Source organism: cyanobacterium endosymbiont of Epithemia turgida isolate EtSB Lake Yunoko (assembly GCF_000829235.1).
Classification (GTDB): Bacteria; Cyanobacteriota; Cyanobacteriia; order Cyanobacteriales; family Microcystaceae; genus Rippkaea.
In genome coordinates, this window is sequence record NZ_AP012549.1 from 1,309,890 (window position 1) to 1,334,973 (window position 25,084).

General features: G+C 32.0%; 17 protein-coding genes and 1 tRNA gene. 9 read left to right on the plus strand and 9 right to left on the minus strand.

The window, feature by feature from the left end:
* Positions 1–1,565 precede the first annotated feature (1,565 nt).
* Positions 1,566–1,907 (plus strand): histidine triad nucleotide-binding protein, encoded by a 342-nt coding sequence (locus ETSB_RS04075; RefSeq protein WP_044106459.1) that lies wholly within the window; start codon positions 1,566–1,568, stop codon positions 1,905–1,907.
* Positions 1,908–2,592: 685 nt separating this feature from the next.
* On the opposite strand, the gene ETSB_RS09910 is transcribed toward ETSB_RS04075, so the two are convergent.
* A complete protein-coding gene (locus ETSB_RS09910; protein WP_171816400.1) occupies positions 2,593–2,739 on the minus strand; it encodes a hypothetical protein in 147 nt (48 codons plus the stop codon).
* A gap of 190 nt (positions 2,740–2,929) precedes the next feature.
* Positions 2,930–3,205 carry an AarF/UbiB family protein gene (locus ETSB_RS08850; RefSeq protein ID WP_052470624.1) on the minus strand — a complete coding sequence of 92 codons (276 nt, stop codon included), beginning with the start codon at positions 3,203–3,205 and terminating at the stop codon, positions 2,930–2,932.
* 580 nt (positions 3,206–3,785) lie between these two features.
* Here ETSB_RS08850 and ETSB_RS04085 point away from each other — a divergent pair.
* From ETSB_RS04085 to ETSB_RS04095, 4 genes are all read left to right on the plus strand, one after another.
* The gene (locus tag ETSB_RS04085) at positions 3,786–4,142 is read left to right on the plus strand and encodes a HesB/IscA family protein (protein WP_044106461.1); all 357 of its coding nucleotides are present in this window, start codon (positions 3,786–3,788) and stop codon (positions 4,140–4,142) included.
* Positions 4,143–4,268: 126 nt separating this feature from the next.
* Complete coding sequence (locus ETSB_RS04090) at positions 4,269–4,694, plus strand: tetratricopeptide repeat protein (RefSeq protein ID WP_044106464.1); 426 nt, start codon at positions 4,269–4,271, stop codon at positions 4,692–4,694.
* A 1-nt stretch (position 4,695) separates the two neighbouring features.
* The gene (locus tag ETSB_RS09220) at positions 4,696–5,571 is read left to right on the plus strand and encodes a M48 family metallopeptidase (RefSeq protein WP_084220187.1); all 876 of its coding nucleotides are present in this window, start codon (positions 4,696–4,698) and stop codon (positions 5,569–5,571) included.
* Positions 5,550–5,631: transfer RNA gene (locus tag ETSB_RS04095), tRNA-Leu, on the plus strand. The genes ETSB_RS09220 and ETSB_RS04095 overlap by 22 nt, the downstream gene beginning before the upstream one ends.
* 152 nt (positions 5,632–5,783) lie before the next feature.
* Here the strand turns inward: ETSB_RS04095 and ETSB_RS04100 are convergent.
* The 4 genes from ETSB_RS04100 to ETSB_RS04115 form a co-directional block, all read right to left on the minus strand.
* Entirely contained in the window at positions 5,784–6,992 is a 1,209-nt protein-coding gene (locus ETSB_RS04100) for a class I SAM-dependent methyltransferase (protein ID WP_044106466.1), read from the minus strand.
* 1,424 nt (positions 6,993–8,416) lie between these two features.
* Entirely contained in the window at positions 8,417–9,949 is a 1,533-nt protein-coding gene (locus ETSB_RS04105) for a hypothetical protein (RefSeq protein ID WP_145972234.1), read from the minus strand.
* A 430-nt stretch (positions 9,950–10,379) separates the two neighbouring features.
* Complete coding sequence (locus ETSB_RS04110; RefSeq protein ID WP_044106470.1) at positions 10,380–11,762, minus strand: NAD(P)/FAD-dependent oxidoreductase; 1,383 nt, start codon at positions 11,760–11,762, stop codon at positions 10,380–10,382.
* Positions 11,763–12,051: 289 nt separating this feature from the next.
* Positions 12,052–12,996 carry a glycosyltransferase family 2 protein gene (locus tag ETSB_RS04115; RefSeq protein ID WP_044106471.1) on the minus strand — a complete coding sequence of 315 codons (945 nt, stop codon included), beginning with the start codon at positions 12,994–12,996 and terminating at the stop codon, positions 12,052–12,054.
* A gap of 326 nt (positions 12,997–13,322) precedes the next feature.
* Here ETSB_RS04115 and ETSB_RS04120 point away from each other — a divergent pair, with 326 nt between their 5' ends.
* The 4 genes from ETSB_RS04120 to ETSB_RS04135 are packed head-to-tail and all read left to right on the plus strand — an operon-like array spanning position 13,323 to position 20,222.
* Positions 13,323–15,119 (plus strand): hypothetical protein, encoded by a 1,797-nt coding sequence (locus ETSB_RS04120; protein WP_044106472.1) that lies wholly within the window; start codon positions 13,323–13,325, stop codon positions 15,117–15,119.
* Between the two features lie 3 nt (positions 15,120–15,122).
* Complete coding sequence (locus tag ETSB_RS04125) at positions 15,123–17,330, plus strand: hypothetical protein (protein WP_044106473.1); 2,208 nt, start codon at positions 15,123–15,125, stop codon at positions 17,328–17,330.
* Positions 17,331–17,351: 21 nt separating this feature from the next.
* Positions 17,352–18,083: an SAM-dependent methyltransferase gene (locus tag ETSB_RS04130; protein WP_044106474.1), complete on the plus strand. Its 732-nt coding sequence runs from the start codon at positions 17,352–17,354 to the stop codon at positions 18,081–18,083.
* A gap of 12 nt (positions 18,084–18,095) precedes the next feature.
* A complete protein-coding gene (locus ETSB_RS04135; protein ID WP_044106475.1) occupies positions 18,096–20,222 on the plus strand; it encodes a 6-pyruvoyl-tetrahydropterin synthase-related protein in 2,127 nt (708 codons plus the stop codon).
* Positions 20,223–20,290: 68 nt separating this feature from the next.
* Here the strand turns inward: ETSB_RS04135 and ETSB_RS04140 are convergent, their stop codons facing one another.
* The 3 genes from ETSB_RS04140 to ETSB_RS04150 all read right to left on the minus strand — a co-directional run bounded on the left by ETSB_RS04140 (position 20,291) and on the right by ETSB_RS04150 (position 25,082).
* Positions 20,291–21,859 carry a glycosyltransferase family 39 protein gene (locus tag ETSB_RS04140; protein ID WP_044106477.1) on the minus strand — a complete coding sequence of 523 codons (1,569 nt, stop codon included), beginning with the start codon at positions 21,857–21,859 and terminating at the stop codon, positions 20,291–20,293.
* Between the two features lie 170 nt (positions 21,860–22,029).
* On the minus strand, positions 22,030–23,874 hold the full coding sequence (locus ETSB_RS04145) for a hypothetical protein (protein WP_044106478.1): 1,845 nt from the start codon (positions 23,872–23,874) through the stop codon (positions 22,030–22,032).
* Between the two features lie 47 nt (positions 23,875–23,921).
* Entirely contained in the window at positions 23,922–25,082 is a 1,161-nt protein-coding gene (locus tag ETSB_RS04150) for an FkbM family methyltransferase (RefSeq protein ID WP_044107609.1), read from the minus strand.
* Between the last annotated feature and the right edge of the window lie 2 nt (positions 25,083–25,084).

Consider the following 25,084-nt stretch of genomic DNA (forward strand, 5'->3'; position numbering starts at 1 on the left):
CTTAAGATAATATTAAAAGACTTGTAATTATAGTTAATAGAATTAGTTCTATTCTTGTTAAATATAACTGGAAAGCGATATTCCCGGAGTCTAATCATCTTATTCTACAAGGATATTGATTGTCTAGGTTTAGTTTAAAAATGAGGCTAAGATATTTAAACATATAGTTATGCAATACAAATTTTTAATTTATAAATAATAGTTGAAGGTTTTGTATCTATCTCTTTTTTATAAAAATGACTATAAAAAACTATTTTTTAAAATTTATACTATCTATGGCTAACGGTCAGTATTTTTTAAAAAAACAATGAAAGTTTAGTAAAAAATTTTGTACTTAAACTTGAGAACAGATAAGCTTATCTTTTATGTCGCGTCCTGTGGTCATTAAGCAAATATTAGGGGAATTACTCTAGGCTCAATGTTTCCCCATTCTAAATCTATCTTAGATATCTTAGAAAAAAGTATTTTATTTGATAATTATCTTTTGGTATAATTAGTAATTTCTTAAGAAGAAAATATTATAAATATTTGATATAAAAATCTATATTTTGCACAAAATTTATAACAAGACATTATGGGCTTAAAATTCTAAATAATAGTCAATAAAACGGTGAAAAAACCTATACTGTACGATTGAATTATATGAAATCAATACCGTACATAATTATATAGAGTTTATTCTATATAATGCTAAAAATATATCAAGAAAGCTATAAAAATTTTAAAAAATAAAAAATTTATCTATACCTTATATTAAAGATTAAAAATTAAAACAAGAGTCACTGTAAACGAAACCAGTCCTTAAAAACCTATTGATTTTATTAAAATTTTCTCCAGAAAAATAATTATTTTAATACCTATAAAGTAGTTACTTGAGTAGCTACTTTATATATCTTTATAACTTTGGTAAAGGATAATATTTCGCTCAAGAGTGGATGCCTAAAACTATTTAATCTAATCTTTTCTGAAGGAAGGTTGTCTATTAAATCCCAATTACTGGCTGAAGTTGTTACTGAAAATGTGGAGACTTCTCAATTAATTGTTGATGCTTTATCTGCTACATTGAAAGTCCTAGTAGCTTCTTAAAGAACAATGATTTATCGTTGCTAACGATAAATATCAGTATTATGAAACAATTTTTAGAGGATCTGGAGTGAGTTATAAGTTTGATATAATCGATGCTGTTTATACTCATGTAACTAACTTTTATTTAACCAATCCAGAAGTTTTATAATAAAAATTATTTGTCGTATTTTAAAATTTTTAGTATCAATAATAGCTACTTTTTTATAGAGTAATAGTATTATTTTATTCTTTAGTTTACTAGTATAAAAAGCAAGAATAGTGGATAAAAAATATGTAATTAGAAAAAATATAATACTTAAAAAATTAGCTAACATAGCCATGACTTAAATGAACTAAGAAAATATGTTTATTATTAAAACCACTGGAAGAGGTGGATATGGGAATTAAGAATTGAGAATGTTGAATAACAAATTTTATAGATTAAAATATTTTAAGCGAATAAAATGGTAGAATAATAAGCTAATTTAGCTGACTTTGTAATGAACAAAACAATTTTTACCAAAATTATTTGCAAAGAAATTCCTGCGGATATTGTCTATGAAGACAATATGTCCTTAGCATTTAAAGATATTAATCCTCAAGCACCTGTGCATATTCTAGTTATTCCTAAAAAGCCAATTGCTAACCTAGATGAAGGAACTGAAGAGGACAAAACTTTATTAGGCCATTTATTATTAATAGTTCAAAAAATAGCTAGAAAAATGGGATTAGATAATGGTTATCGAGTTGTCATTAATAATGGTAATGATGGTGGTCAAACAGTCAATCATCTACACTTACATATTTTAGGAAAACGCCAGATGACTTGGCCACCAGGTTAATTCTAAATTAAAGCAATTTTCCAAGTAGAGTGGGCATTGCCCACTCTACTTGGAAAATTGGAGTGCGTCCAAATCGATTGCTCTAGAACTGATAGTCTTTAATTGTTGTCAAACTTTTTTAAATTTAAATTAAAGCAGCGATAAAAACAGTTAACAGCAAGCTACCATAGCATATACACAGATTAAAAAGAAATATTTCTAATCTAGATACAATAAATATACAAATTGACACGTAAATTTTCGAAACTAGTAGTTTTGACCCTAAATTATTAAGGATATAATCTGCAGTTTTTAATCATTCTTTTACATGAGATTTAAGCTTTGCTTCAAAAGCAACACCATAAGCTAATCAAATAGACAAACCAACAAAGATCAAAAAATAATACAATTTAGGTAAGTAATACAAAAAGAAGATTCAGTAATTAATAATCATCAATTCAACTTATTTTTACATTGATAGGAATAATAGCAGCCACACTTGTATTAGAAAATTTTCGAAAGGTATTAATAGCAGTATTAAGTAAGTTTTAAACTTATAACTTACTAATTAAAAAATGTGTTGTACTTTTTATGTATGTAGCTATTTATCTCCGATTAAAAATAACAATAACTAACAGCACATATAGCGTCTTTCCTCCGATTCAATAAATTTAAATTGTAATTGTGCCATTGGCAGCAAATCAAGTTATTCATCTAACTGCCGACGCAGTTGGGGAGATTTTACCGTCAATAATCTTCGGGGAATATGAGGATAAACCATTTCAATAATTTTGAAATTAGGATCAAAACTTAAAGCCAACCCTTTTTTGATGATTAAAGACCGAATAATCAAGGTAAATTTAGCCGGAGCTCGAAGAAGATATTAATACATGTAACACCAAAAAATTGTCAGTAATAGTTTCGAAGTTAAAGTTCTCCACATTTTGACCAATTACATTGTCTAGAACCTTTTCCAAAGCAGGAATAATTGGCGTAATATTCGTATTGAGATTTACGAACTCTAGGTTGATAAAGTACTTAACTCAATCATTGTAATCCCGATGTATCAATTGAACTACAGAATTTACAATGGTTTCCTTAGTCTCTTTTTCTAATTGATACATCATGCCAAAGTCAATAAATGCTATACGTTTATCAACAATAGCGAATAAATTCTCTGGATGGAGATCGCTACAAAAACAAACATGTCCTAGAAGTTTGCATACTCCTGATATTATCCTAATTTTAACAAAAATATAGAGAGCCCAACCAGCTGCTTTAATTTTTTTTGTGTCTATCAGTTTAATCCATTGATCCATTCTGTAGTTAAGATTTAGTTGCTAGTATATTGCCAATAAACACAAAGAATTTTTACATCAAGATCATTGTAAAAATTCTAGAAAAAATTTTTTAAGTGTTGGTAATGGCATATATATTTTATGCAATGAAGTAAAAAAATGCTCAATTGTATATTTCTTAAAAACGCCTTAAATAAGAAACTAAATAATTCTAAAAAATTAGTAGCGAACAAAAAAATATGTCTCTTGTATGCCTAGCTTTATGTGTGATAAAAATGAGACCCCAAGAGTATCTTTTCTCTTGGGGTCTCATTTAATCTTGTTTCTATGGAACTGGATATTTTTAAAATTACTAATTTTTTTTTGTAATTAAATCAAAGAAAAAACTTAGAAGATCACCCGATGAATAACAGTAAATTTTAAATATTAAACTTTTTTAGACAATCCTCATAGTTGGTGTGATCAACCACCATTTAAAAGTGGCAATTGGTTAATTAATTTAAAAGTTATCGAAACTAGTACCAAACTTAGAACAATAACTCGTTATGATAGAGATTGGAAATATTGTATAACTTATAGCTTCTAGGAGTCACCATCACCGATGACACGAGCTACTCAAACCCAATCTAAAGGAATTCAACTTACAGAAACTGCTCTAAAGCATGTTCTGGTGTTGCGCGAACAACAAGGGATGAACCTTTGTTTGCGCGTCGGTGTCCGTCAAGGAGGATGTTCGGGAATGTCCTATCTGATGGACTTTGAAGACGAAAGCAAAATTACTGAACACGATGAGGTGTTTGATTACGAAGGATTTAAAATCGTCTGCGATTGCAAAAGTATCCTCTATATATATGGACTTGTTCTCGATTACAGTAATGCCATGATTGGTGGTGGGTTTCAATTTACTAACCCCAATGCCAGTCAGACTTGTGGTTGCGGCACTTCTTTTGCAGTTTAAGGCACGTCTTCCTGGTTAAAAAAATATCGCTTTTTAGACGTCGTTTTTTAACCAGGAAGAAATTGAGATAGACACTGTTGGTCTATCTCGTTTATTCTCTATTACCTATAGTATCCATAAATTTTAATGATTGACTCTATTGAAACTTCTTTTGAACAAGGATTAGAACGTTATAAACAAGGGGAATCTCCCGAAACACTAATCCCTTGTTTTAAACGTATTTGCGAGCGTACGCCCAAAAATAGCACCGCCTGGACTTGTTTAGCCTGGCTTTACCTTCTCGTCGATAAACCTGAAAGCGCCCTCAAAGCCGCTAACAAAAGTATTAAAATAGACAACAGACTTCCCCAAGCAAGGATCAACCTAGCTCTCGCAATGTTAGATATTGGAGCTAAAGGAGTTCGTGGTCATATTGAGGTGGCTGAACGAATGATGTCCCTTGATGACGGGGTTCGTCAAGATATTAGAGAAAATATTGAAGACGGCTTAGCCCGTAAACCCGATTGGAAAAATCTACAGCGAGTTAAAAATTGGCTGTTCCTTACAGAATAATATGGATTTATCAAGAAGTCTTTTAATTGGTCTAAAAGCCGATGATTTTCGTCACCCCCTCGATCTTAAAGCTACTACTGCCCTCAAACAACTCCCTGGACTCGACATGGTAGTACGTAATTTACTGGGGTCAGTAGCTGAACAGTTTTTTTACCTGAATAACATCACTTCAAGTATTCGTGTAAGTAACAGGCAACTTCCAAATCTCCACACTCTGTTAATAGAAGCTTGTCGTATTCTTGATTTAGAACCGCCTCAACTCTACATCCAACAAAATTCTATTCCCAACGCTTATACCTTTGCCATGCAGGGAAAACAGCCTTTTATGGTAATTCACACTTCTTTAATTGAAATTTTGACCCTTGAAGAAATTCAAGGAGTGATGGCCCATGAATTAGGACACCTCAAGTGTGAGCATGGAGTTTATTTGACCTTAGCTAACATTCTGGTATTAGCGGCAAAATTATTGCCTAATTGGGGAGTAGCTATTGCTCAATTTTTACAAAGTCAAATCTTGGAATGGTTGCGTTGTGCGGAATTTAGTTGTGATCGCGCCGCTTTGTTAGCAACTCAAAACCCTAAGGTTGTGATGTCGGTGTTAATGAAATTGGCTGGTGGTTCTCCGACTATTGCCCCTCAATTAAATCTAGATGCGTTTATTGAACAGGCAAGAGACTATGAAAGAATTAACGACACCTTTTTAGGAGAAATACTCAAAACAGCGCAAACTGAGCAACTAGCTCATCCAGTCCCCGTATTACGGGCCAAAGAGCTTGATCGTTGGGCGAGTTCTTATGAATATCAGCAGTTGTTAGAAACTGGAAAAACACAGTATAATCAGAAGTATGGTGCTAAGGGCGGATGGCGAAACTGGTAGACGCACCACACTCAAAATGTGGCGACTTCGGTCATGGGGGTTCGAGTCCCCCTCTGCCCACTCAAAGGACTCGGAAAATTATAAACTTAAATTTTAAAGGATTTGGCTGTGCATGCAATTGGGTTAGATTAGGGAGGAGATTAACTTCGATAGGAAGGTAAAGGGCAACAAGTTTTCATCCATACCATGGCCTATCGACTTGTGCCCTGTAATTAAACTTCGGAAGGATTGACGGGAAAATAAAACTCCGTTCCTTGGTCAATAAGGTGTTGGTTATTGGACAAAATCTCTTTTTTGAAGTTCCAAGCTAACACATAATAAACATCAGGAAGTTCTGTTAATTCCTTCTCTATAATAAGGGGAATATGCATTCCCGGCGAGTAGAGTCCTCGTCGTAGCTCGTTTTTTTCGACTAGATAATCAAGATATTGGGTTCCAATTCCGAAGTAATTCAACATAGTATTTCCCTTGACCGGTGCGCCAAATCCCCAGATTCGCTTGCCATCTTTTTTCGCTTTCTCAAGATAAGCTAAGTTATCTGCTTTCATTTGTTCGATACGCTTAGCAAAATCTAAATAAGTAGATAATTCATTGCTTTTTTCATTTACTTCTGCTCTTCTCATTATGAGGAGGCGATCAGTCTTTTTTTTAGTTCCTTCATGAGTGACAAATCCGATAATGGAACCGCCGTGAATAGGAGATAAATAAGCATCAAACATTGAGAGTCCATGACGGTTAAGTAATACTTCAATAGTATTAAGATTATAGTAAAGTAAATGTTCGTGATAAATCTGATCAAAAGCTAGATTGTCAATAATACGTTTCATATAAAGAAACTGCACTATAAACACTCCATCTTCATGTAATGCTTCTCGAATCCCTTCTGTAACTGAATGTAGTTCCTCAAGATGAAAAAATACCCCGGCTGCGTTAATAGCGTGAAACTTACGATCAAGACGTTTAACCACTTCAAAATTAAAGAAATCGTTGAGGGTAGGAACTTCTGCATCATTAGCAATTTTAGCTGTAGTTTTTGATGATTCTACTCCTAAAACATTATAACCAAGGGTTTGAAAATGTTTTAATTGTGTTCCATCATTAGAACCAATATCTAAGACAGATTTGTTAGGAGTGTTTTTAAAAAAGCGATCATCAACTTCATAAGCGACTTTTTTAAAGTGTTCACTTAAGGACTTTGTTACACCAGATAAATAGGTATGATTTCCAAACATAATTTCTTTCTTAACGGTATAATCAAGTTGGAGAGTTCCACAGTCATGACAATAGAGAACTCGTAAGGGGTAGAAGGGTTCTGTTCCCACTTCTTCAAACTTTAAAAAATGATTACACCAAGGTTGATTTCCTAAGTCAATTGCTAATTCTAAGTTACTAGAATCACAGACGCGACAAATAGTATTCAAGTTAATTTTCTCTCCTAAGTTAATCTAGTCAACAATGATAGTTTATATCAAAGGTTGATAACTAGGCTAATCAACAACCAAATTATAATTTTTGTGAATTGATTTCATTCATTTGTGCTAACTATTCTCTATATAAGAGAACCATTAATAACATACTACTAGCTAAATATTTTTATCTTCTTTATAGTTTTATATAATGAAAGCAAATGCAGTTTATAGTTAGGAATACAAAGATATATATCTACCTAACACTAAGATTTTAACTGGATTAATAGCTACTAAATAAATAGACTCTTGATATATGTTGTTCGTTCCAATACCAATGATTAAACTCATTAGGGGAATCGCAAGAGATTTCAATATTATAGATTCCAATAACTACACCAGACTTTAGCATACGAAAAATAACCATAATGAAAACGCTAACATCAGAGTTGATAAAAAAGCGGTGACCAGCATCAATCAAGAGAAAACCTCCTGATTATAATTTTTAAAAAATAGATAAATGACAAGTTTATAAGCCTTTACGGCTCTCTGATTACAGACAGCATCAATTTCTCCATGAGGATAAAGTTTAGATAGAAAAATTGAATTCTATAAATTATGGTAATTAATGGCTTTAGCAGTAAATTATGTGTACTAAAGCAGTATCAGAAGCATTTAATAGTATTTTTAATTAGCATGGATTTTTTGGGTTTGATATATTTAAGCTTAAGATTTATTTCTTAATAAAAAAGTTTAAATAAATTAAAATTTTCGGTATTTTTACAGTAATTTTCTAAGTTCTTCTGAAAAACTTTACTTTACTCCGGATGGAGAGAGTTAATCTAGTTATAACGAGGTTTATAATCTCTAGATAGTGGATATTTTAATACTATATAATATTTTCTCGTATAGTAATTCAGTATAGTAATTATTTCTTCTAGAGAATATCAAAGAATTATAGATTTTTGACTGTAAGCAATATTACTATATTGTCATATAATGTAGTCTTTTAACTGGTTAATTGAATATTAAAATTAATTATTAGATTATTAAATTTTATTATTTTTATTATCAATATATATATTTTTTTTATTGATTATTTTTTCTCTTTTTGATTACCTTATCATTCTTCTTTGTCAAGGTTAAAAAACTAAGTCTATACTAATTATTCTCATCTTAAAAGATATTTTATTAAATAAATAATCAACTGCGAAATCAATAATGTCTAAAGGTTAATCTTAGTTAGTACCATCATTTTATAATTGAGTATCTGCCAAATTTAAGATGGCAAAAAAACTTAAACCTATAACTTAAACGGATTTAACTTAATAATAATTTTAATAACGAATAAATTATGATAAGTTCGAATAATTGTTTAATTAGGCTTTCGTACAGTTAGTGTTAACAATGTTACATAACAAGTTCGATAGAACCAAAATTTATCTCTGTCTTGATACTAAGTTGTCTAGAGAGTCATAAAAATCCTCAAAAAATTTTTTTAATCCTTGAGGATCTTTACGACTTATGTAAGGAACTTTAATTAAAGTAGTTTTTTGGGGATTGATATCTAGGTAGTTTTCATATTGTTCCTGATTGACTCTTTGCATAATTACTGTCTTGTCTGCCAATGATAAAACTATTTGATTATTTCGATCATAATGTTCAACTTGATATCCTTCGAGTTCAAGGTAAAAAGTAGTAAATGTCCAAATCCAAGCTTCTGTCGCGAAACTATCAGATTTATCCAAATAAATTAAAGTGACATTTGTATCGATTTGTTGAATAACTTGTGCAATTTTACGAGAAAATTTAATAGGTCTATGATAACTATTTATTTGTGCTTTTTTTACTTCATTATATCCTTTTAAATATCCTCCAGGGACTCTAATTCCGTCATGAGTATATATATAATTTGGATTAGCTGTAATTTCTATAAAAGGAATTCTAGGAACCCACTGTATGGCAACTATTTGTAGGAATAAACTTAAAATAATAAAACTAAATACTAAAGATTTAAATTGATTTTCATCTAGTTTAGATTTTATTCTTAAAGCAGTTGATGCACAGAACAAAGGTAAAAAAATAATCCCAGGTATTAAATATTTAGGACTAGTTAAATTGGGTAGAGAATAAAATAAAGGTAGAACACATAAAATAAGTAAACCTAGCTTCCAATCTTTATTTTTAATTTTTATTAAAACAAAATAAAATAAGCTTATTATTAAAATAATCCATATAACTAAATTGGTGACACTAAATAAATTAACTAACGATTGTTGAATTGTCCAAGTGTTAACTCCTTCATGATGACTGTTAGTAATATCAATGATCTTTCTTGGATTAAAAACATCAGTAACCGAGAAAAATACCAATAAACTCAAACTAGTTAACATATAAATAGAATAAACTTTTAATCTTTGTTCTATTTTAGATTTTAACGAGTTATCAAATAATATTAAGTACCATAATAATGGTAGAGAAAGTAAAAAATCAAGTCGAAAAAATACTGCTAAAGTTGAGGTCATACCAATTGCACAATAACGAAAATTATCCCATGTTTTTTTTGTTTTAATAGGACTTTCTGTCCAAAATAAAAGCAAGATAGCTATGGACATAGGAAACATGGCAAAAACAGTAGAATTATAGTATAAGCTACAAAATATAATTTCTGGAAAAATAATTAAAAAACAAAAACATAGAATTAAATTTAAACGTCTCCTGGAGAAAGTATAGATAGTTATCAATAGGATAGAAATATTAGCTGCACCAATTATTTGAGGAATAAAAAAAAGCAATCTGGGATGGTTAAGCCAAGAATTAAGCCAAAGATTTAGTTGATAGGTTAAAGGCTGCCAGTAATAGCGATATACTAAGTTTTTACCTTTATGAGAAAAGTTTATAATTCCATCAAGCTGCTCAATATCATCTCCTTCCCAACCGACACGATCACCAAAAAATAAAAGGAATAACAAAATTGTAATATAAAAAATAAAAATTCCTAATAAAGGATAAGTTTTTAATAACCATTTCTTACTTTTAAAAAAATTAATAGTAAGAAATGATAAAGGAAGTATTTTTTTTGTAAGTTGAAAAATTTGTACCAAAAGTAAGCTCAGATAATACCCACTTCCAGCAATTAGAAAAAATCGTATTGTTCTCAAAAGAGAAGGATGAATATAATTAAGCTGTCCAATTATACCTAGTATTAGGCTTAGAGAAACCGAACTAAAACTAACAAGAAAAAATTTATCTCTTCTTAGGTTTAAAAAAAAATAAATATCTCTAAAAAGAGAATGACCTTGATACACTAAAATGGTAAAAATTAATAATATTAGTCCAAAAATAAAACTTACTATAGGAATTAACATAATCTGTAACAGAACTAATAATAGTCATCAATACTTAATTATTTAGCTTAACCGACTGTATTTGTTTCCCGACAAAATCTCCAATTTTTCGACCTTCACGAATTGCATAATTAGTTCCTCTATCTTCAGGATAAATTTGGGACATTGTACAAATGTAGAAGTTTTTTAAGGGAGTTGTTGCCTCAGGAATCAATTGACTATAGTGATTTAAAACAATGGGTTGTGAGTATCGTGCTTTCCAGAGATGATAGTCAATAATCCAGTCACGACTGAATTCAGGAAACATTTTTGTTAAATAAGGAATTGAGTAATTTAAAGCTTCTTCATCATTGATGTTATACAGGTTTTCTGTTTCCAGTAAATATTTAGATAGATAAATAATATGTCGTCCACCATAGGTTTCTTGAGATTCCAAGTTAGTATGTTCAATTACTCCTACAAAAGGAAAATTAGGGTCATTAACATTAAGCCAATAGGTTTTAGATAAACTGCGATTTAGTTCTAATACCAAACAAACATTAGCTAAATATTGAACTTGTCGAAGTCGGTCAACATATTCAGAACTAACGTGAGGAGCAAGCAGATCAGCAATAATCGGTAAAGCAGGGGTCGCAATCACTGCATCGACATTAATGAGTCCCTGTGAGGTTTGAATTGCCACTACATAGTCGCTTTTTACTACTAATCCTTGCACAGTTATATTAGTCTTTATTTCACCACCGTTAAGGGAAATTTCAGTCTCTAAACGTTCAGCTAAAGCGGCAAATCCTCCGCGATAATAAGCCAACATTTCTCCACCATCTTTATTGCGACTTCCTCCTCGTAACTTAACTTTATTCCAAAACCAAACTGCAGAGATACTCTCAGCAAACATGCCAAATTTTCCTCTTAGCAAAGGTTCCCAAACTATCTGATAAACTTGTTTGCCACAAATTTTTAATAACCATTTGTGAGCATTAATTGATTCTAATTTTTTCCAATTTTTAAGGCGACGAACCCAGAGGATAAAAAATCCTAAACGAATTCGATTAAATAAGTGTAAAGGCTTAAATGTTAGTAAATCTAAGGGAGAACTCAAGTTAAAAAAATTGTTAGCGTAGTAAATTCCTGTGCGAGTGGTACGGTAAGTAACTTGATCTTCAACATTTAGTTCTTTGACTAATTCCATTAGATATTTATCATTAGTAAACCAATGATGGTAAAATTTCTCTATTTTTTCTCCATTAACTTCAAAACTTCCTGCTAACCCGCCTACTTCTTTCTCTTTTTCCAGAACAGTTACTCTATATCCTTGAAGAGTTAATTGGTAAGCGGCTGTTAATCCAGTAAATCCTCCACCAATAATGGCAATATGAGAAGTAATTTTATTGCGATTGTTTGAAAAATAGTGATGGTCAATAGATGAGTTGTCTAACATAAAAAAAATTATAAAAGATCATGAATGAGTTATTTAGTTAGTTTTGAGATAGTATCTCTCAGTTTTATGAGGTACACTTCAATAGTATGTTTTTTATGTTCTTTAACACTAGAAAGTAGTCTACTCTACGAACGTGGAAACTGACATATTAAGACTTAGACTTTAAATATGAACAGTGGCATGAACTAGAACGCTGTTACAACAAACAAGATAGTCATAGCCTTTCCAACAGAATGTTTATTCACCTTCTAACGTTTACTAAATTAAAGACAATTACTATTGGAAGTTTTTATGATTCGGTAATTTTTTTTTCAAAACCTAATCGTTCTCGAACTAAGTATAAAGGACGTTGTTTATTTTCTCGATAAATGCGACCAATATATTCACCAATCACTCCTAAGAAGACTAATTGAATTCCTCCAATAAATAATACAGAGATAAAAAGCAATGTCCATCCTGGAACCCAAATTGAGGTAAACAAACGAAGAACTAAAGCATAAATAATACCAATCAAAGAGAATCCAAAGGTAAAAATACCAATCCAAATAGCCATTCTTAAGGGAACTAAGGAGAAAGAAAGAATAGCATCAATAGCAAAACGTATCATTTTCCACAAAGAATACTTGCTTACACCCGCTAGTCTAGGAGATCTTTGGTAAGGAATGGCAATTTGTCGAAAACCAACCCAACTAATCATTCCCCTCAAAAAGCGATCACGTTCGGGCATTATTTTCAAGGCTTCAACTACTTGGCGATCCATTAAACGAAAATCTCCAGTATCAAGAGGAATTTGAACATCGGATAGGTAATTAATTAGTCGATAGAAGACTTTCGCACTCCAACGTTTAAAGACAGTTTCTCCTGTTCTTTCCGTTCGGATTCCATAGGCAACATGATACCCTTTACACCATTGGTAGACCATTTCTTCAATCACTTCGGGAGGATCTTGTAAATCTGCATCAATTAAGACGATGGCATCCCCGACTGCATGGTCTAAACCGGCAGTCACAGCCATTTGATGTCCAAAATTGCGGGATAATAAAATGGCGTGGACTCTTGGATCAGCTTGTTGCAATTGACGCAGCAAATGAGGAGTTTGATCATGACTACCATCATCAACATAAATTAGTTCAAATTGGGGAGTGAGATGTTCAATAACACTTACTAAGCGATGATTAGTGTCGTTGATGACTTCCTCTTCGTTGTAGCAGGGAATAATTACCGAAATAAACAAATCTAGTTTCTCCTTGAGGTGATAGATTAAGGCGTTTTATTTTAAACAAAAAGCTTCAACTCCCAATAACCCTGATTTTTTAGTTCTAATGTTTTTATCAATATCAACACAACCTTTTTAGTTAGCTAAACTTAATTAAGTCTTTTTCTAAAATTTTTCCGGATGGAATCAGCAAACTGACTTGCTATTCTACTCTAAGTTGGCTTAATTGACGATCTATTCAGTCTTAATGTATAAAATAATTCAGACAATGGGCAACACTAGTTTGTATTTTATGATTATTTTTGAGACTCTAGCTAAGTCATTACTTTGATCTTATTACTTTTATGAATTTTAAAGAAATAAATTTATATACTTTACTCAACAGGCTAATTTTTATAGCGTTGGTATTAGTATATTTTATATTAGGAATTTATCTAATTAGTCAAACTTCTATTACGTCTGACGAGCCTGCTTATATTGGAGCAGCTTATGCTTATACTCAAGGATTAGGTTTAAATCAAGAACATCCTCTTTTTTTTAAATTAGTTAATTCTTTAATTATTAACCTATTTTTTTCTGATTATAATATAATAGTTCCTTCTATAAATATTATTAGTGGCGAAGAAAACAGGGAAGTCCGTCTAGCTGCTTTTAATCTTGGTTATAGTTTTTTACTAGAACGTCCAGAAAATTTTAAAAAACTTATGTTTATTTTAAGATTTTGTTATTTATTTATAAATAGCATATTTTTAATATGGATGTATTTTTTTACTTTTTGTATTCCACAAATACCTACCAGTGTCTCTATTTGTTTAGGAATATTATATGTATTTTCTCCTAGTTTTTATAGCCATAATTTTTTAATGTCTTTTGATGTTTCTGTTAGTATTTATGCCTTGTCATCTATTTGGACAATAATCATCATAATCCGTCAATTAGAAAAATTTAAAAATTCAGAATTAATCATTTGTTTTTTTATCCTCAACCTTCTTTTTTTTCTTGCAATTAATGCTAAATTTAGTAATCTTATTTTAGTTCCAATAATTTTATTTGCTTACTCAATCAGTTTAATCTATCTTTTAAGAAAAAATCTGAAAAATTTAGCTATTAAATTTGGTATTTTAGGGTTTATTAGTTTATTTATACAGCCGATATTAATTATTTTTATGTACCGCTATGCTTTTCGTAATTTATCTAATCAATCAATTATTGATAATATACAGCGTTATATACAGGGAATTCAAATGAATTTAAGTACAGCAGGAGGAATTCGCAAACCTTTCTGGTACGAAGATTTTACCCCGATAACTTCTTTAGAATATCTAAATAAAATATTCTGGTTTAAAGAAAATCCTGCTCTCTTTATTATCACTATAGTGATAATTATTATTCTGATTACCCAACTAATAATTGAGCGTATTAATGTTAAACATTGTATTCAAAAATTATTGAACATAAGAAGAAATAAATATAAACTATACTTATTTTTCTTAGGAGTATCTTATCCGTTAATTTATTTAAAGTTAACATATAACAGTCGCTTTATTATTGGCTACCGATATTTTTATCCTTTGATTATTTTTATTTATTTTGGTATTGCTTATCTTACAGTTTTTCTTGACAAGAAATGGCAAAAATATTTTTTAATAGGTAGTTTTAGTCTATATATTTATTTTGGATTATTAGGAATTCCTCAATCTTTGAGTTATGTTAATCCTCTATGGACTTCAGAAAAATGGCGTTTAGCAGACGATTCAACTATTAATTGGGGACAAGAAACCCAGCATGCCGTTAACTATCTACTTACCAATTACCTTTTGCCAGAAAAAAATATTGATACTATTGTCTATAAAACCTTCGGGGTTAACATCAACTTTGTTCAGTATTTATATTTATTAAGCCAAGAAAAAAATTACGCAATTGACATTCAATCTTATTACAGTTATGATTATTTCAATCCAGAAATTACAGATATTACTCAATTAAATGTAAAATATTTATTAATTGATAGTACGGTTAAACAACAAATTATTTCCCGAATTTTTTATAATCCTATAGTGGAAAAAAACTGGGGATTTTTAGCTAATAACATCCCCATTTACTCACGAAATGACATAATTTTTATTTATCAACTTAGATAACCAATGACTCTTAAATTAAATTTACGAATATTGCGATTCACGTCGTTGCCTAAATTATGGATTAATCGTTATCGTGAGAATTTATTAATAATCTTTCTTTATAGCATGATTGCTATTGGTTTAATGGGACCTATGGCTTCAGATTCTATTATTTTTTCTACAGGAGAAACCCAAGCCCATTTAGCCTACCTTATCCAAGGAAGAATGGCTTTAGAAGAGGGGCAATTCCCTTTGCGAATTGCTCCCTATGAAAACAATGGTTTACGTTATGCCAGCTTTCAATTCTACAGCCAGATTCCGTATACATTAGGGGGATTAATTTACAAATTTATTACCCCTAATAATCCCTATACAGCATATAAAATCATGCTATGGGGAGCCTTACTTATTGGGGGACTATTTATTTATCGTCTTAGTCGTTGGTTAACTAGTAATCGAATCGCTGCTATTTTAGCGGGATTATCTTATATGTCAGCCCCCTATTTCCTCAACACGGTCCATGCCCGTGGGGCATTTCCTGAAGCAATCGCTCAAGGGATTTTACCTATCGTTTTATACTACATCATTCGCAGTTATAATAGTCCAAAAATTTATTATATTTTGCTCAGCAGCATAGCTTGGTTTGCTCTAGCAACAACTCATATTATCACTTTTATTTATGGCTCTTTATTTTTTGGTATCTTGGGATTTTTACTTTTTCTAAAGCAACCAAAAACTCATACTTCAAGAAAACAGTTAGCTAGAGTGACTATAAGTCATATTTTAGGCTGGCTTCTGGGGATGTACTTTCTCATGCCTGTTGTCTTGGAATCGAAGTACGTTAGTATGCGATTTTATGTAGATCAAATTAGTCCTTATGTCACAAATTGGATGACTCCCTTAGCTAACTTACTTTCTCCTACTGCTCTTCCACCCACCCCTACAGGAGAAGGAATTACTTATGGGTTAACCCCTGCCGTCGGATGGGTTTTTCTGACTGCTTGGGGAGTCGTTCTTTATTACTATTCTTCCTCAAAAACTTTGCCCCCTGGTTTGAGTCCCAATCGTATCTATATTTTTGCGCTTCTTTATATTTTTCCCTTGGCTTTATTTATTACCTGGAGTCCTATAAATTTTTGGCATTTATTACCAAAATCATTGTGGGTGACACAATTTACTTTTCGTTTTCTAACCCATGTTATGTGGAGTGGGGCATTATTAGTAGGGTATGCTTCTATTTTTTTATTTAAACGCCATTTGAATAGCCGTCATTTATTAATAGGAATTTTATTAATTGTCATAGCCAATCGTTCTTGGTTACCGATTCCTAAAGGCAGTATCACCGTCAATGAAGTACTTGAAGATCCTAAATTTGGTTATTCAGGGGCCGTTGATTATCTAAATCGTAGTTCGGTAGATACCTTATATGGCAATGCTCAATTGCCTTTATTGTCCAATACTTGGATTCCAGGTCATGAAAGCTGGAATCATATTGATAAGAGGCTATTGCCAGTGGTCTTAGAAAATGAACGTAGTTGGCGAATTCTACCCATATGGAAAAAAACAGATAACCCTGTCCTCATTTTGGAAGGAAAGGTAGTTCAAGATACTGTACCTACTAATCCAACCACTTTATTGGTAACGGTATTAGAGCTACATTCGGACGAAAATAAAGAAATTATTGGCGAAATATCTTTGAATAAACCTAGGATAAGTGCGCGAATTCCTTTCACTTCAGAGAAGCTAAAGAATTTAGAATTTCATGAAGGACTATTCCGTCTTCAGTTCATTGTCAAAGGAAATATTGAGCAAGGTCAACGCCCTAAAATTGAACTTGATAATTTTGTTTTTGAAGGAATGTCTTTTGAAGATACTATCATTCCTCTTGATGTAACCAGAGATCAATGTACGTCACGAGGAATTAAAACCTTTTGCGAAGTATCTGTAGGAGAACAGGCGCGAGTGGTTCAACTTCCAGCGATGTACTATCCTAGAATGCAACAGGTAAAAATTGATGGAAGACTAGTCGACTATTTTCCTGTCAACTATTATGACTATAATCTAGTCGGTCTGCGTCTGAAACCTGGCAACCATAATATGCAAGTTATCTTTGTTGGATTGGACTGGGCTAACTCAATTAGTTTTGTTGCTTGGCTTAGTGTTATTGTAATTACAATAACTTTAAACACAAATAATATCAAGAAAATGTCTAATAAAATTATCAAAAAGTAATGAAGCAATTTGGGAAGTTATATGGGTGAATGTTTGCAAAATAATCGGTATCATTATACGGGATCAGAACTGGAAATTGCCCGTGAAGCAAAAAACTGGAAAACTTATTTTTGTAATCTAATTGAGCAGTATCTAGGCAATGAAGTTTTGGAAGTGGGTGCTGGGATGGGAGGAACAACTAAAGTTCTTTGCAAGAACCATCATAAGCACTGGGTTTGTTTAGAACCAGATATTCAATTAGCATCTACTATTCAAGATTTTATTTCTCAAGGAGAGTTGCCCAATTTTTGTTTAGTTAAAAATGGAACTTTAATTGATCTGAAAAATTCAGACCAGTTTGATTCTTTAATCTATATAGATGTTTTAGAACATATTAAGGATGATAAGAACGAGGTTTATTTGGCAACTAATTACCTCAAAATAGGAGGATATTTGATTATTCTTTGTCCAGCTCATCAATGGCTTTTTACTTCTTTCGATCTAGCTCTTGGTCATTACCGCCGCTATGATAAAGAAACTTTATTATCAATAATGCCTGATAATTTGGACTGTCAAAAACTCAACTATTTAGATTCTGTTGGAATACTAGCTTCTTTAGGAAATCGCTTTTTTTTAAAGAGTTCTAATCCAACCTCCAAACAAATTCAATTCTGGGATACTTTGATGGTTCCTTTGTCGACAAAAATCGATCCTTTAATTAGATATTCCTTAGGTAAATCAATTTTAGGGATTTGGAAAAAGATTAATAATTAAGGATAATTTTTAATGAAAATCTGGAAGTTGTATCATACAGTAACTACATTTTTGCAACCATATAATACTAATTTATTAATTCTCTCTCTTTATGGAGTGATTGCCATTGGATTGATGGGACCGATGGCTTCATCAGAAGTTATTTTTCCCTATCCTGATCCTCAGTCTCATATTGGCTATGTTCACCAAGCACGTATCGCCTTAGAAGAAGGGCAATTTCCACTTAGAGTTGCTCCTGTTGAAAATCATGGTTGGCGTTATCCAGGTTTTCAATTTTATAGTCAGTTTCCCTATCTTTTCGGTGCATTACTCTATAAATTTATTACCCCATCAAACCCATATGATGCCTATAAATTGGTTATCTGGACATCATCTTTAGTAGGAGCTTTTTATATCTATCGTCTTAGCCTCTGGTTGATTGACTCTCAAACAGGAGCAATTTTGGCAGGGATATCTTACATATCAGCTCCCTATTTTCTTAATAATATTCATGCCAGAGGAGCCTTTACCGAAGCGATCGCCCAAGGAATTTTACCCGTTGTTCTTTATTACACTATTCAATGTTACGCAACAGGAAAAAGGCGTTATCTCCTTATGAGTAGCTTGAGTTGGTTTTTATTAGCAACTACCCATATTATTACTTTTATTTATACCACCTTAGCGATAGGGATATTGAGTTTTATCGTTTTTCTTAAAACTCGTAAAACAGGGTTTCAATGGTCCCAACTACTACCTCCTGTAATTGCCTATGGACTGGGGTTATTATTAGCCTTCTATTTTCTTGTTCCCGTAGTCTTAATGTCAAGTAACCTAGCTGTCGGCAAGCAAGTGGGAGGTTCTAACCCTTTTGATAGTCGTTGGTATACACCCCTATCTACGCTAATTTCCCCTACTTCTTTACCCCCTGCACCTTCAGAAACCGGGTTTGCTCCCACCTATGGATTACATCCTGCCGTAGGTTGGATTTTTCTGGCTGCTTGGGGAGTGGTAATTTACTATCACTGCTCTTCCCGTCGAGTCCCTTATAAATTACAGTCAACTCAACCCTATCTTATTGGGTCACTATGGGTCTTTTTAATTGCCTTTTTTGCCACTTGGAGTCCCATCGACTTCTGGAGGTTACTACCCCGTCAATTGTGGGTAACTCAATTTACCTTCCGTATTTTGACCCATGTTATGTGGTCTGGGGCATTATTAACAGGTTACGCAGTTGTATTGATATTTCGCCAACGGCTAGACCGTCGCCATTTAGTCATCGGTATTTTAGTTATTCTTATTGCCAATCGTCCTTGGCTTCCTATTCCTCGCAGTACAGCAACAGTTGCAGACTTAATCAAAGAACCTTTATTTCGATATTCTGGCGCACTTGATTATTTATATCGCGCCCCTATTACTACATTGTACGGAGGAGCAGAATTACGTTTACTTCCCGTAGACTGGCTTCCTGGGTATGCTACTTGGGATGTTTTTGTTAATAGTCCCTTATTATTAGGAGCAGAATTTCGTTACCCTCTATGGCAAGATAATGAAAAGCCAATTCTCCACCTTCAAGGAAAAGTTAATATCGATAATATTAAGGATACAGCCTCGCTTGAGATCCAGTCTGATGGCAGACCGTTTGATGAAATTCCCTTAACCTCCCGCGCGTTAAATTGGGCAATTCCCGTTTACAAGGCTCCTATTTTTGGGAAAGATCTTGGGCTTAAATTTGTATTTAAAGGGTCAACCAATGATGGTCAAATGTTAAAAATTCAGGTCAACCAACTCTCTTTTGAAGGAATGTCTCCAGCGCGTATGGTCATTCCCGTTTTTGTTACCCAAAATAGTTGTTTCCAAAAAGGAATAAGTACCTTGTGTGAGATTACTCTTAACCAAGATGCTCAGATTGTTCAACTTCCTGTTTTATATTATCCTCACATGCTAAAAGTATGGGTAGATAACCAGCTAATACAGTATTTCCCAGTGAATCATAGGGATCATAATTTAGTAGGATTAAATTTAAAACCAGGAACCCATAAAATTCGTGTAACTTTTCATGGTCTAGCTTGGACTAATTGGATTAGTGGTTTAGCTTGGTTAGGTTTTGTTTTAACAAGTATAACTCTTTTTATCGAAAAGAAACTCAAAATAAGCTCCTAGTTTTTTTATACTAGTATGTATATCACAACCTTAAAAAATAGTTTAAATACACAACAGTTTATTGGTAATCAATTCTTGATTAACTTAACTAATCGATAATATGGTTCGCCATTAATTGTCTCAAACGTCTTAATATCTTGCCAACGATATTCATCTGTTTTTAACACATTATTATCGCGGTAATAATGCAGTAGGTAAAGACAATTATCATTTAGATTATCCTCAATTTTTGGTAAATCTCCCTGATTATAAGGCTTAAAATCTATAATTTTCCATCGTTTCATATCCAATTTATCAGTAACAACATCAATGTCAAGCTTTTGATACTCAGCTGCTGGCATTTGTGTATAAAACGGAACTAATATATAAGCATACTTGCTCTCTATATTATCACTAATAAGTATGCAGTCAATGTTGCTGTTATTTGCTTCAAAAATAACATCCCGAAAGGTTGGCAACCAAGCATCTGAATTTAGCTTAGGGTAATCAACAAAATAATGTTCAGTAAAAATGGTTGAACTAGCAAAAATAACTAATAGGCTTACCCATGTTATTTTATATTTAAGCTTACCATTAAATTTATTGAGCAATAAGAATATTCCATAGCCAGATATCATCGCAAAAAGAGGTGCACCCACACAAGTTCTAACTGCACTAGATGGACTGACTAATGCGGCTGGAATAGGGTAAAGAAACAACCATAAAATAAGTATTGGTTTATAGTTAACTTGATTTCTAATTAGTCCTGCTATACCTAAGATTAAAGTTACTATTTCAAATAAATATAATTCCCCCATGTTATCAATAGTGTGTCTAGGAATAGGATCTCCTTTAAAGAATAAATAATCAGGACTAAAATAGGATAAATAATGACCGGCAATTTTGGGAATATTTTCTAAGATGCCAACTTCATTAGCTCTGGCCATTCCTTGAGGTGAAAGTTGATAAATAAACTGAGGAATAAATAAAATAGCAAAAAGTATTAGAGCAAGAATTGTTTGATTTTTATGTTTTATTAAATATTCTCTATAAATGATTACTGAACCTATCATGAAGAGAGGAATAAATACTCTAGCGGAGTAAAAAGTGTAAATACTGATTGCAAATAATATACCCGATATAGGAATTAATTTAGGAGTCTCAAGACTTCTCAAAAAAATTAGTAATGTAACACAAAATAATAAGGGAAATAAGATAGCTCTAAAAGTTATCCTACTAAAGTGAATATGCCAAGGAGAAATGGCTAAAAGTAAAGCAGAAAATAAGGCAACATGTCGAGAAAAAATTTCTTTAGTTAAATAATATAGAACTAAAACAGTCAAAGTTCCGATGACGGCTGATGTCATTCTAGCCCCAAATACATTAAGTCCAAAAACTTTAATAAAAGGGACCATAAGATATATGTATAATCCTTCACGATAGTCATTAGCTGACTTAAAATATGCTGGTAAAAATTCCCCATATTGATCACTTAAAGTGTGAATTATAGAATAGGCATCATAAGCATTAGAAGCCTCATCTGGAAAAAATCCATTGGGAATAGTTTCCAAAAATATAACTCTCAATAGGAACCCTAAAATAACAATTCCCAAGAGATAAAAAATACTGAGACTTTCCGTATGAATATGTTTAAGCATATTAAGTATTAGGCTCTAAAGGAGCTACTATAGACTTATATTATAATGACCTAATTGATATTAAATCTCCATCTAACAATCTACTCATCTTTATAACTTCTCAATAAAATCCTTAAACTATAAATAGCTGCGGTTAAATAAACAGGGCTAAATAAGACAATAAAGAGTAGTCATCTAACGATTCTTCTACCTTCACATTTTTCTTCTATATACTCTGGCGACATATCAAATTCCGCTTTAATTGAATAATCAGAGTCGGAGTGAAAATAAGAATTATAAAGAAAAGAATGGGGAACTTTTGCAACTAAACAAATCTGTTCTTCATGTTTAAAATTTTTTAGTAAATTTTGATCAATAATATCAGTTCTTTGAACCTGATCATGAAATGAAGAAAACTCAGGAATTGTAAAAAAGTATCTGGTTTTAGTGATAAAAATTATCATAAAACTAGCAGCAATTAAAGCTAAGTTTTCAGGTTTAATCCATGAAATATTTGAAGAAGAACCTTCCACTAAACGACAAACAAAATAACAATTTAATGAAACAAAAACAATCATCCAATACATATAATATCGAAGTTCATAAGACTGAGGCATGATCGATGTAAATAGGGTCATAATAACCATTAACGTCATGGCTACTTTTGAATCAGTATTATTATGTCTCCAACAAAGAAAAATGAATAATAGTATGTTGAAAACTACATATCCGCCAAAATATCCTCCCATTCCAAATCTTTCTTCATTCCAGGAAATAAAGTCCATTGCTAAAGTCCATTGCCAGGGTCTTCTTGAATCAAAAGCATTAATTTCTAGAACTGACTTTGCCCAACGGAAGGTAGGGGAAAGCTTTTTAAGATTTTCGTGCATAAAATCTGGTACTGCTTCATTATGATTAAGAACTATTCCAGCAATTTCTACTTTGACAGGATAAAATGGATTTTTATACAAAACTAAATTTTTAATCGGTGTAGCGAAAATTATTAGACTAGCAACAAAGCTAATTAATAATAGTTTCATTAATCCTATTATTTTAGATTTTCCTTGGGGAATATTTTTCCAAAATTGAGTCAGGATATTAGTTAGAGTAAAACAAAGAGTTATAAAGGTAACAGGAATAAGTTGAAACTTCGTGTTGGCTGCTGCAGTAGCAGATAAAAGGATTATCAAAAAGTTCTGGATATTAAAATCAATTTTTTTTATGTATAAAAGGTAGGTCGTTAAAATAAGAATTGAGACTGAAACATTTCCAGGTAAATCAATATAACTTCTAGCTGCATGCATATGAACCATGGGAATAGCTAAAAGGGCAATTGTTCCTAAATACAAAGGAATTCTTAAATAAAAAATTAGATAACTAATGAAAACTATCAAGCTAACATAACACAATAAATTAGTTGCCTCTGGTTTCTGGAAAATAAACCAAAAAAACCCTTGTAAAAAGTTAGCTAGTAAAGGAAATCCCAAAAAACGGTGTTCTGTATTATATTCAAAAGTGTACTGTTCTGGAGGAATAATGTGCCAAATTCTAGCTGCAAAGGGAATATGATACATAAAAGCATCACCCCCATAATTAGCATCGAAGAAACTAATTAAAAAGATAGAGAATAGAATTAAGCTTGCAGTGAATGTCAGAAGAGTTTTAATATTAAAGTATTTTAAAACTATCAGGATTTCATTGATTGTTCGACTAATTTTATGTAATCTATTGTCTTTATTAAATATTTCATAATCCTTAATATTTTCGAGAAAACTTAAACTAATAAAACTCAATCCCAATCCTCCTAAACAAATCCTTATTATTCTGAGAAATGAAGTGTCAAAATAATTAAAGTAGCCTATAATTCCTAAAATTAAAGCCATAGAAATTAAACCACTTCCTCCTAAGAAACGCGGCTCATTTTTAAACTTCAATAGCCAGGGAATACTTTGATAAATAGGAAGTCCTGAATAAACTAATAGAGTCATGCTCAACAAAGCAATACCTAAAATGAGGCTTAATAATGGGACTAGCATGATTTTAATTTTTATAGTGATTCCGAAAAAATAACTGGACTAGATATTTAGATATAAAGGTTAGTAGGTTGGTTTTGAAAATTAGTAACTTTTCTGATTTTTGCTCCTTGTATCAATAGAGTTTTGTCCTTTGTTCCATTAAGAAATTCAAAATACAAATTAACTTTTGAAGTTTCAGACAAATGAATCACCCAATCACGATAACTAGAAGCTAGTAAGTTACTATAGGCATGATAACGAAAAATAATCTTTTCCCCTACTCTAACACCACAGGTTAGGTCATTATCTTGACCTTCAGCCACAAAATCAATATCAATTAGATAACGTCCTCTATCTAGGATCAAAGGAGCTTCGAGGTAAATTGAACCATTAGTTTTAGTCTCAAAATCCGTTGCCTTTAAAGAAGCATATTCCTCAAAGTTAAAGGGAGGATTATAAACTACGTCAGACAGCTTATCTTGATGAATATAAAGGTTATTCCTAATTCCAACTCCTTTAGGATAGTTTTGTGAACTTTCAATGATCTGATAGTTGTTTAAATCGATGGAAATATAACCAGCTTTTCTCAAAAAATTGAGACAGTTGGTATCCTCTGGTTGAGTTTCTAAAATTAAATGTGGCTTAGCTGATTTGATAGTTTCATTCATTCCTTTTACTGCATCAAATTCAGCTCCTTCAATGTCCATTTTTACCAAGTCAGGGACTAACCCGGTGTGTTCTACAAAATCATCTAAGGCAATAGTTGAAACCTGATAAGCAGCAGACTCACTTTGTTTATTTGTATAAATACTATCATTAAGATGACTACCTAAATAAATGGGAACAGTTCCATAAGATTTACGATAAACGGCAGTATGAAAAAGTTGTACATTACTACAACCACTCAAGACGATATTACGTTGACATTTATCAACAATTCGGGGACTGGCTTCAAAGGAACAAACTACTCCTCTTGGTCCTACCATACGAGACATAACGGTGGTTAACCCCCCAAAATTGGCTCCTACATCAAATACTATATGCCCAGGACGACATAAATCTCGTAATGCAAGTTGAACAGGGGGTTCCCAGAAGTTCTCTTTATACCAAGGAGCAACTCCATAGAGTCTAACCTCTTCTAGTTTTTGATTGACTCCTAGTTGTCGATCAATCTCTGGGGACAATGCACGACTCAAACGAACCTTTAACCAGTCTTTAAATTGATTAATCA

Excerpts from the sequence above, each read along its gene's own strand:
- ETSB_RS04135 (WP_044106475.1), top strand. The coding sequence starts at position 18,096 with ATGAAAATCTGGAAGTTGTATCATACAGTAACTACATTTTTGCAACCA.
- ETSB_RS04120 (WP_044106472.1), top strand. The coding sequence starts at position 13,323 with ATGAATTTTAAAGAAATAAATTTATATACTTTACTCAACAGGCTAATT.
- ETSB_RS04085 (WP_044106461.1), top strand. The coding sequence starts at position 3,786 with ATGACACGAGCTACTCAAACCCAATCTAAAGGAATTCAACTTACAGAA.
- ETSB_RS09220 (WP_084220187.1), top strand. The coding sequence starts at position 4,696 with ATGGATTTATCAAGAAGTCTTTTAATTGGTCTAAAAGCCGATGATTTT.
- ETSB_RS04125 (WP_044106473.1), top strand. The coding sequence starts at position 15,123 with ATGACTCTTAAATTAAATTTACGAATATTGCGATTCACGTCGTTGCCT.
- ETSB_RS04090 (WP_044106464.1), top strand. The coding sequence starts at position 4,269 with ATGATTGACTCTATTGAAACTTCTTTTGAACAAGGATTAGAACGTTAT.
- ETSB_RS04075 (WP_044106459.1), top strand. The coding sequence starts at position 1,566 with ATGAACAAAACAATTTTTACCAAAATTATTTGCAAAGAAATTCCTGCG.
- ETSB_RS04140 (WP_044106477.1), bottom strand. The coding sequence starts at position 21,859 with ATGCTTAAACATATTCATACGGAAAGTCTCAGTATTTTTTATCTCTTG.
- ETSB_RS04130 (WP_044106474.1), top strand. The coding sequence starts at position 17,352 with ATGGGTGAATGTTTGCAAAATAATCGGTATCATTATACGGGATCAGAA.
- ETSB_RS04145 (WP_044106478.1), bottom strand. The coding sequence starts at position 23,874 with ATGCTAGTCCCATTATTAAGCCTCATTTTAGGTATTGCTTTGTTGAGC.
- ETSB_RS08850 (WP_052470624.1), bottom strand. The coding sequence starts at position 3,205 with ATGGATCAATGGATTAAACTGATAGACACAAAAAAAATTAAAGCAGCT.
- ETSB_RS04110 (WP_044106470.1), bottom strand. The coding sequence starts at position 11,762 with ATGTTAGACAACTCATCTATTGACCATCACTATTTTTCAAACAATCGC.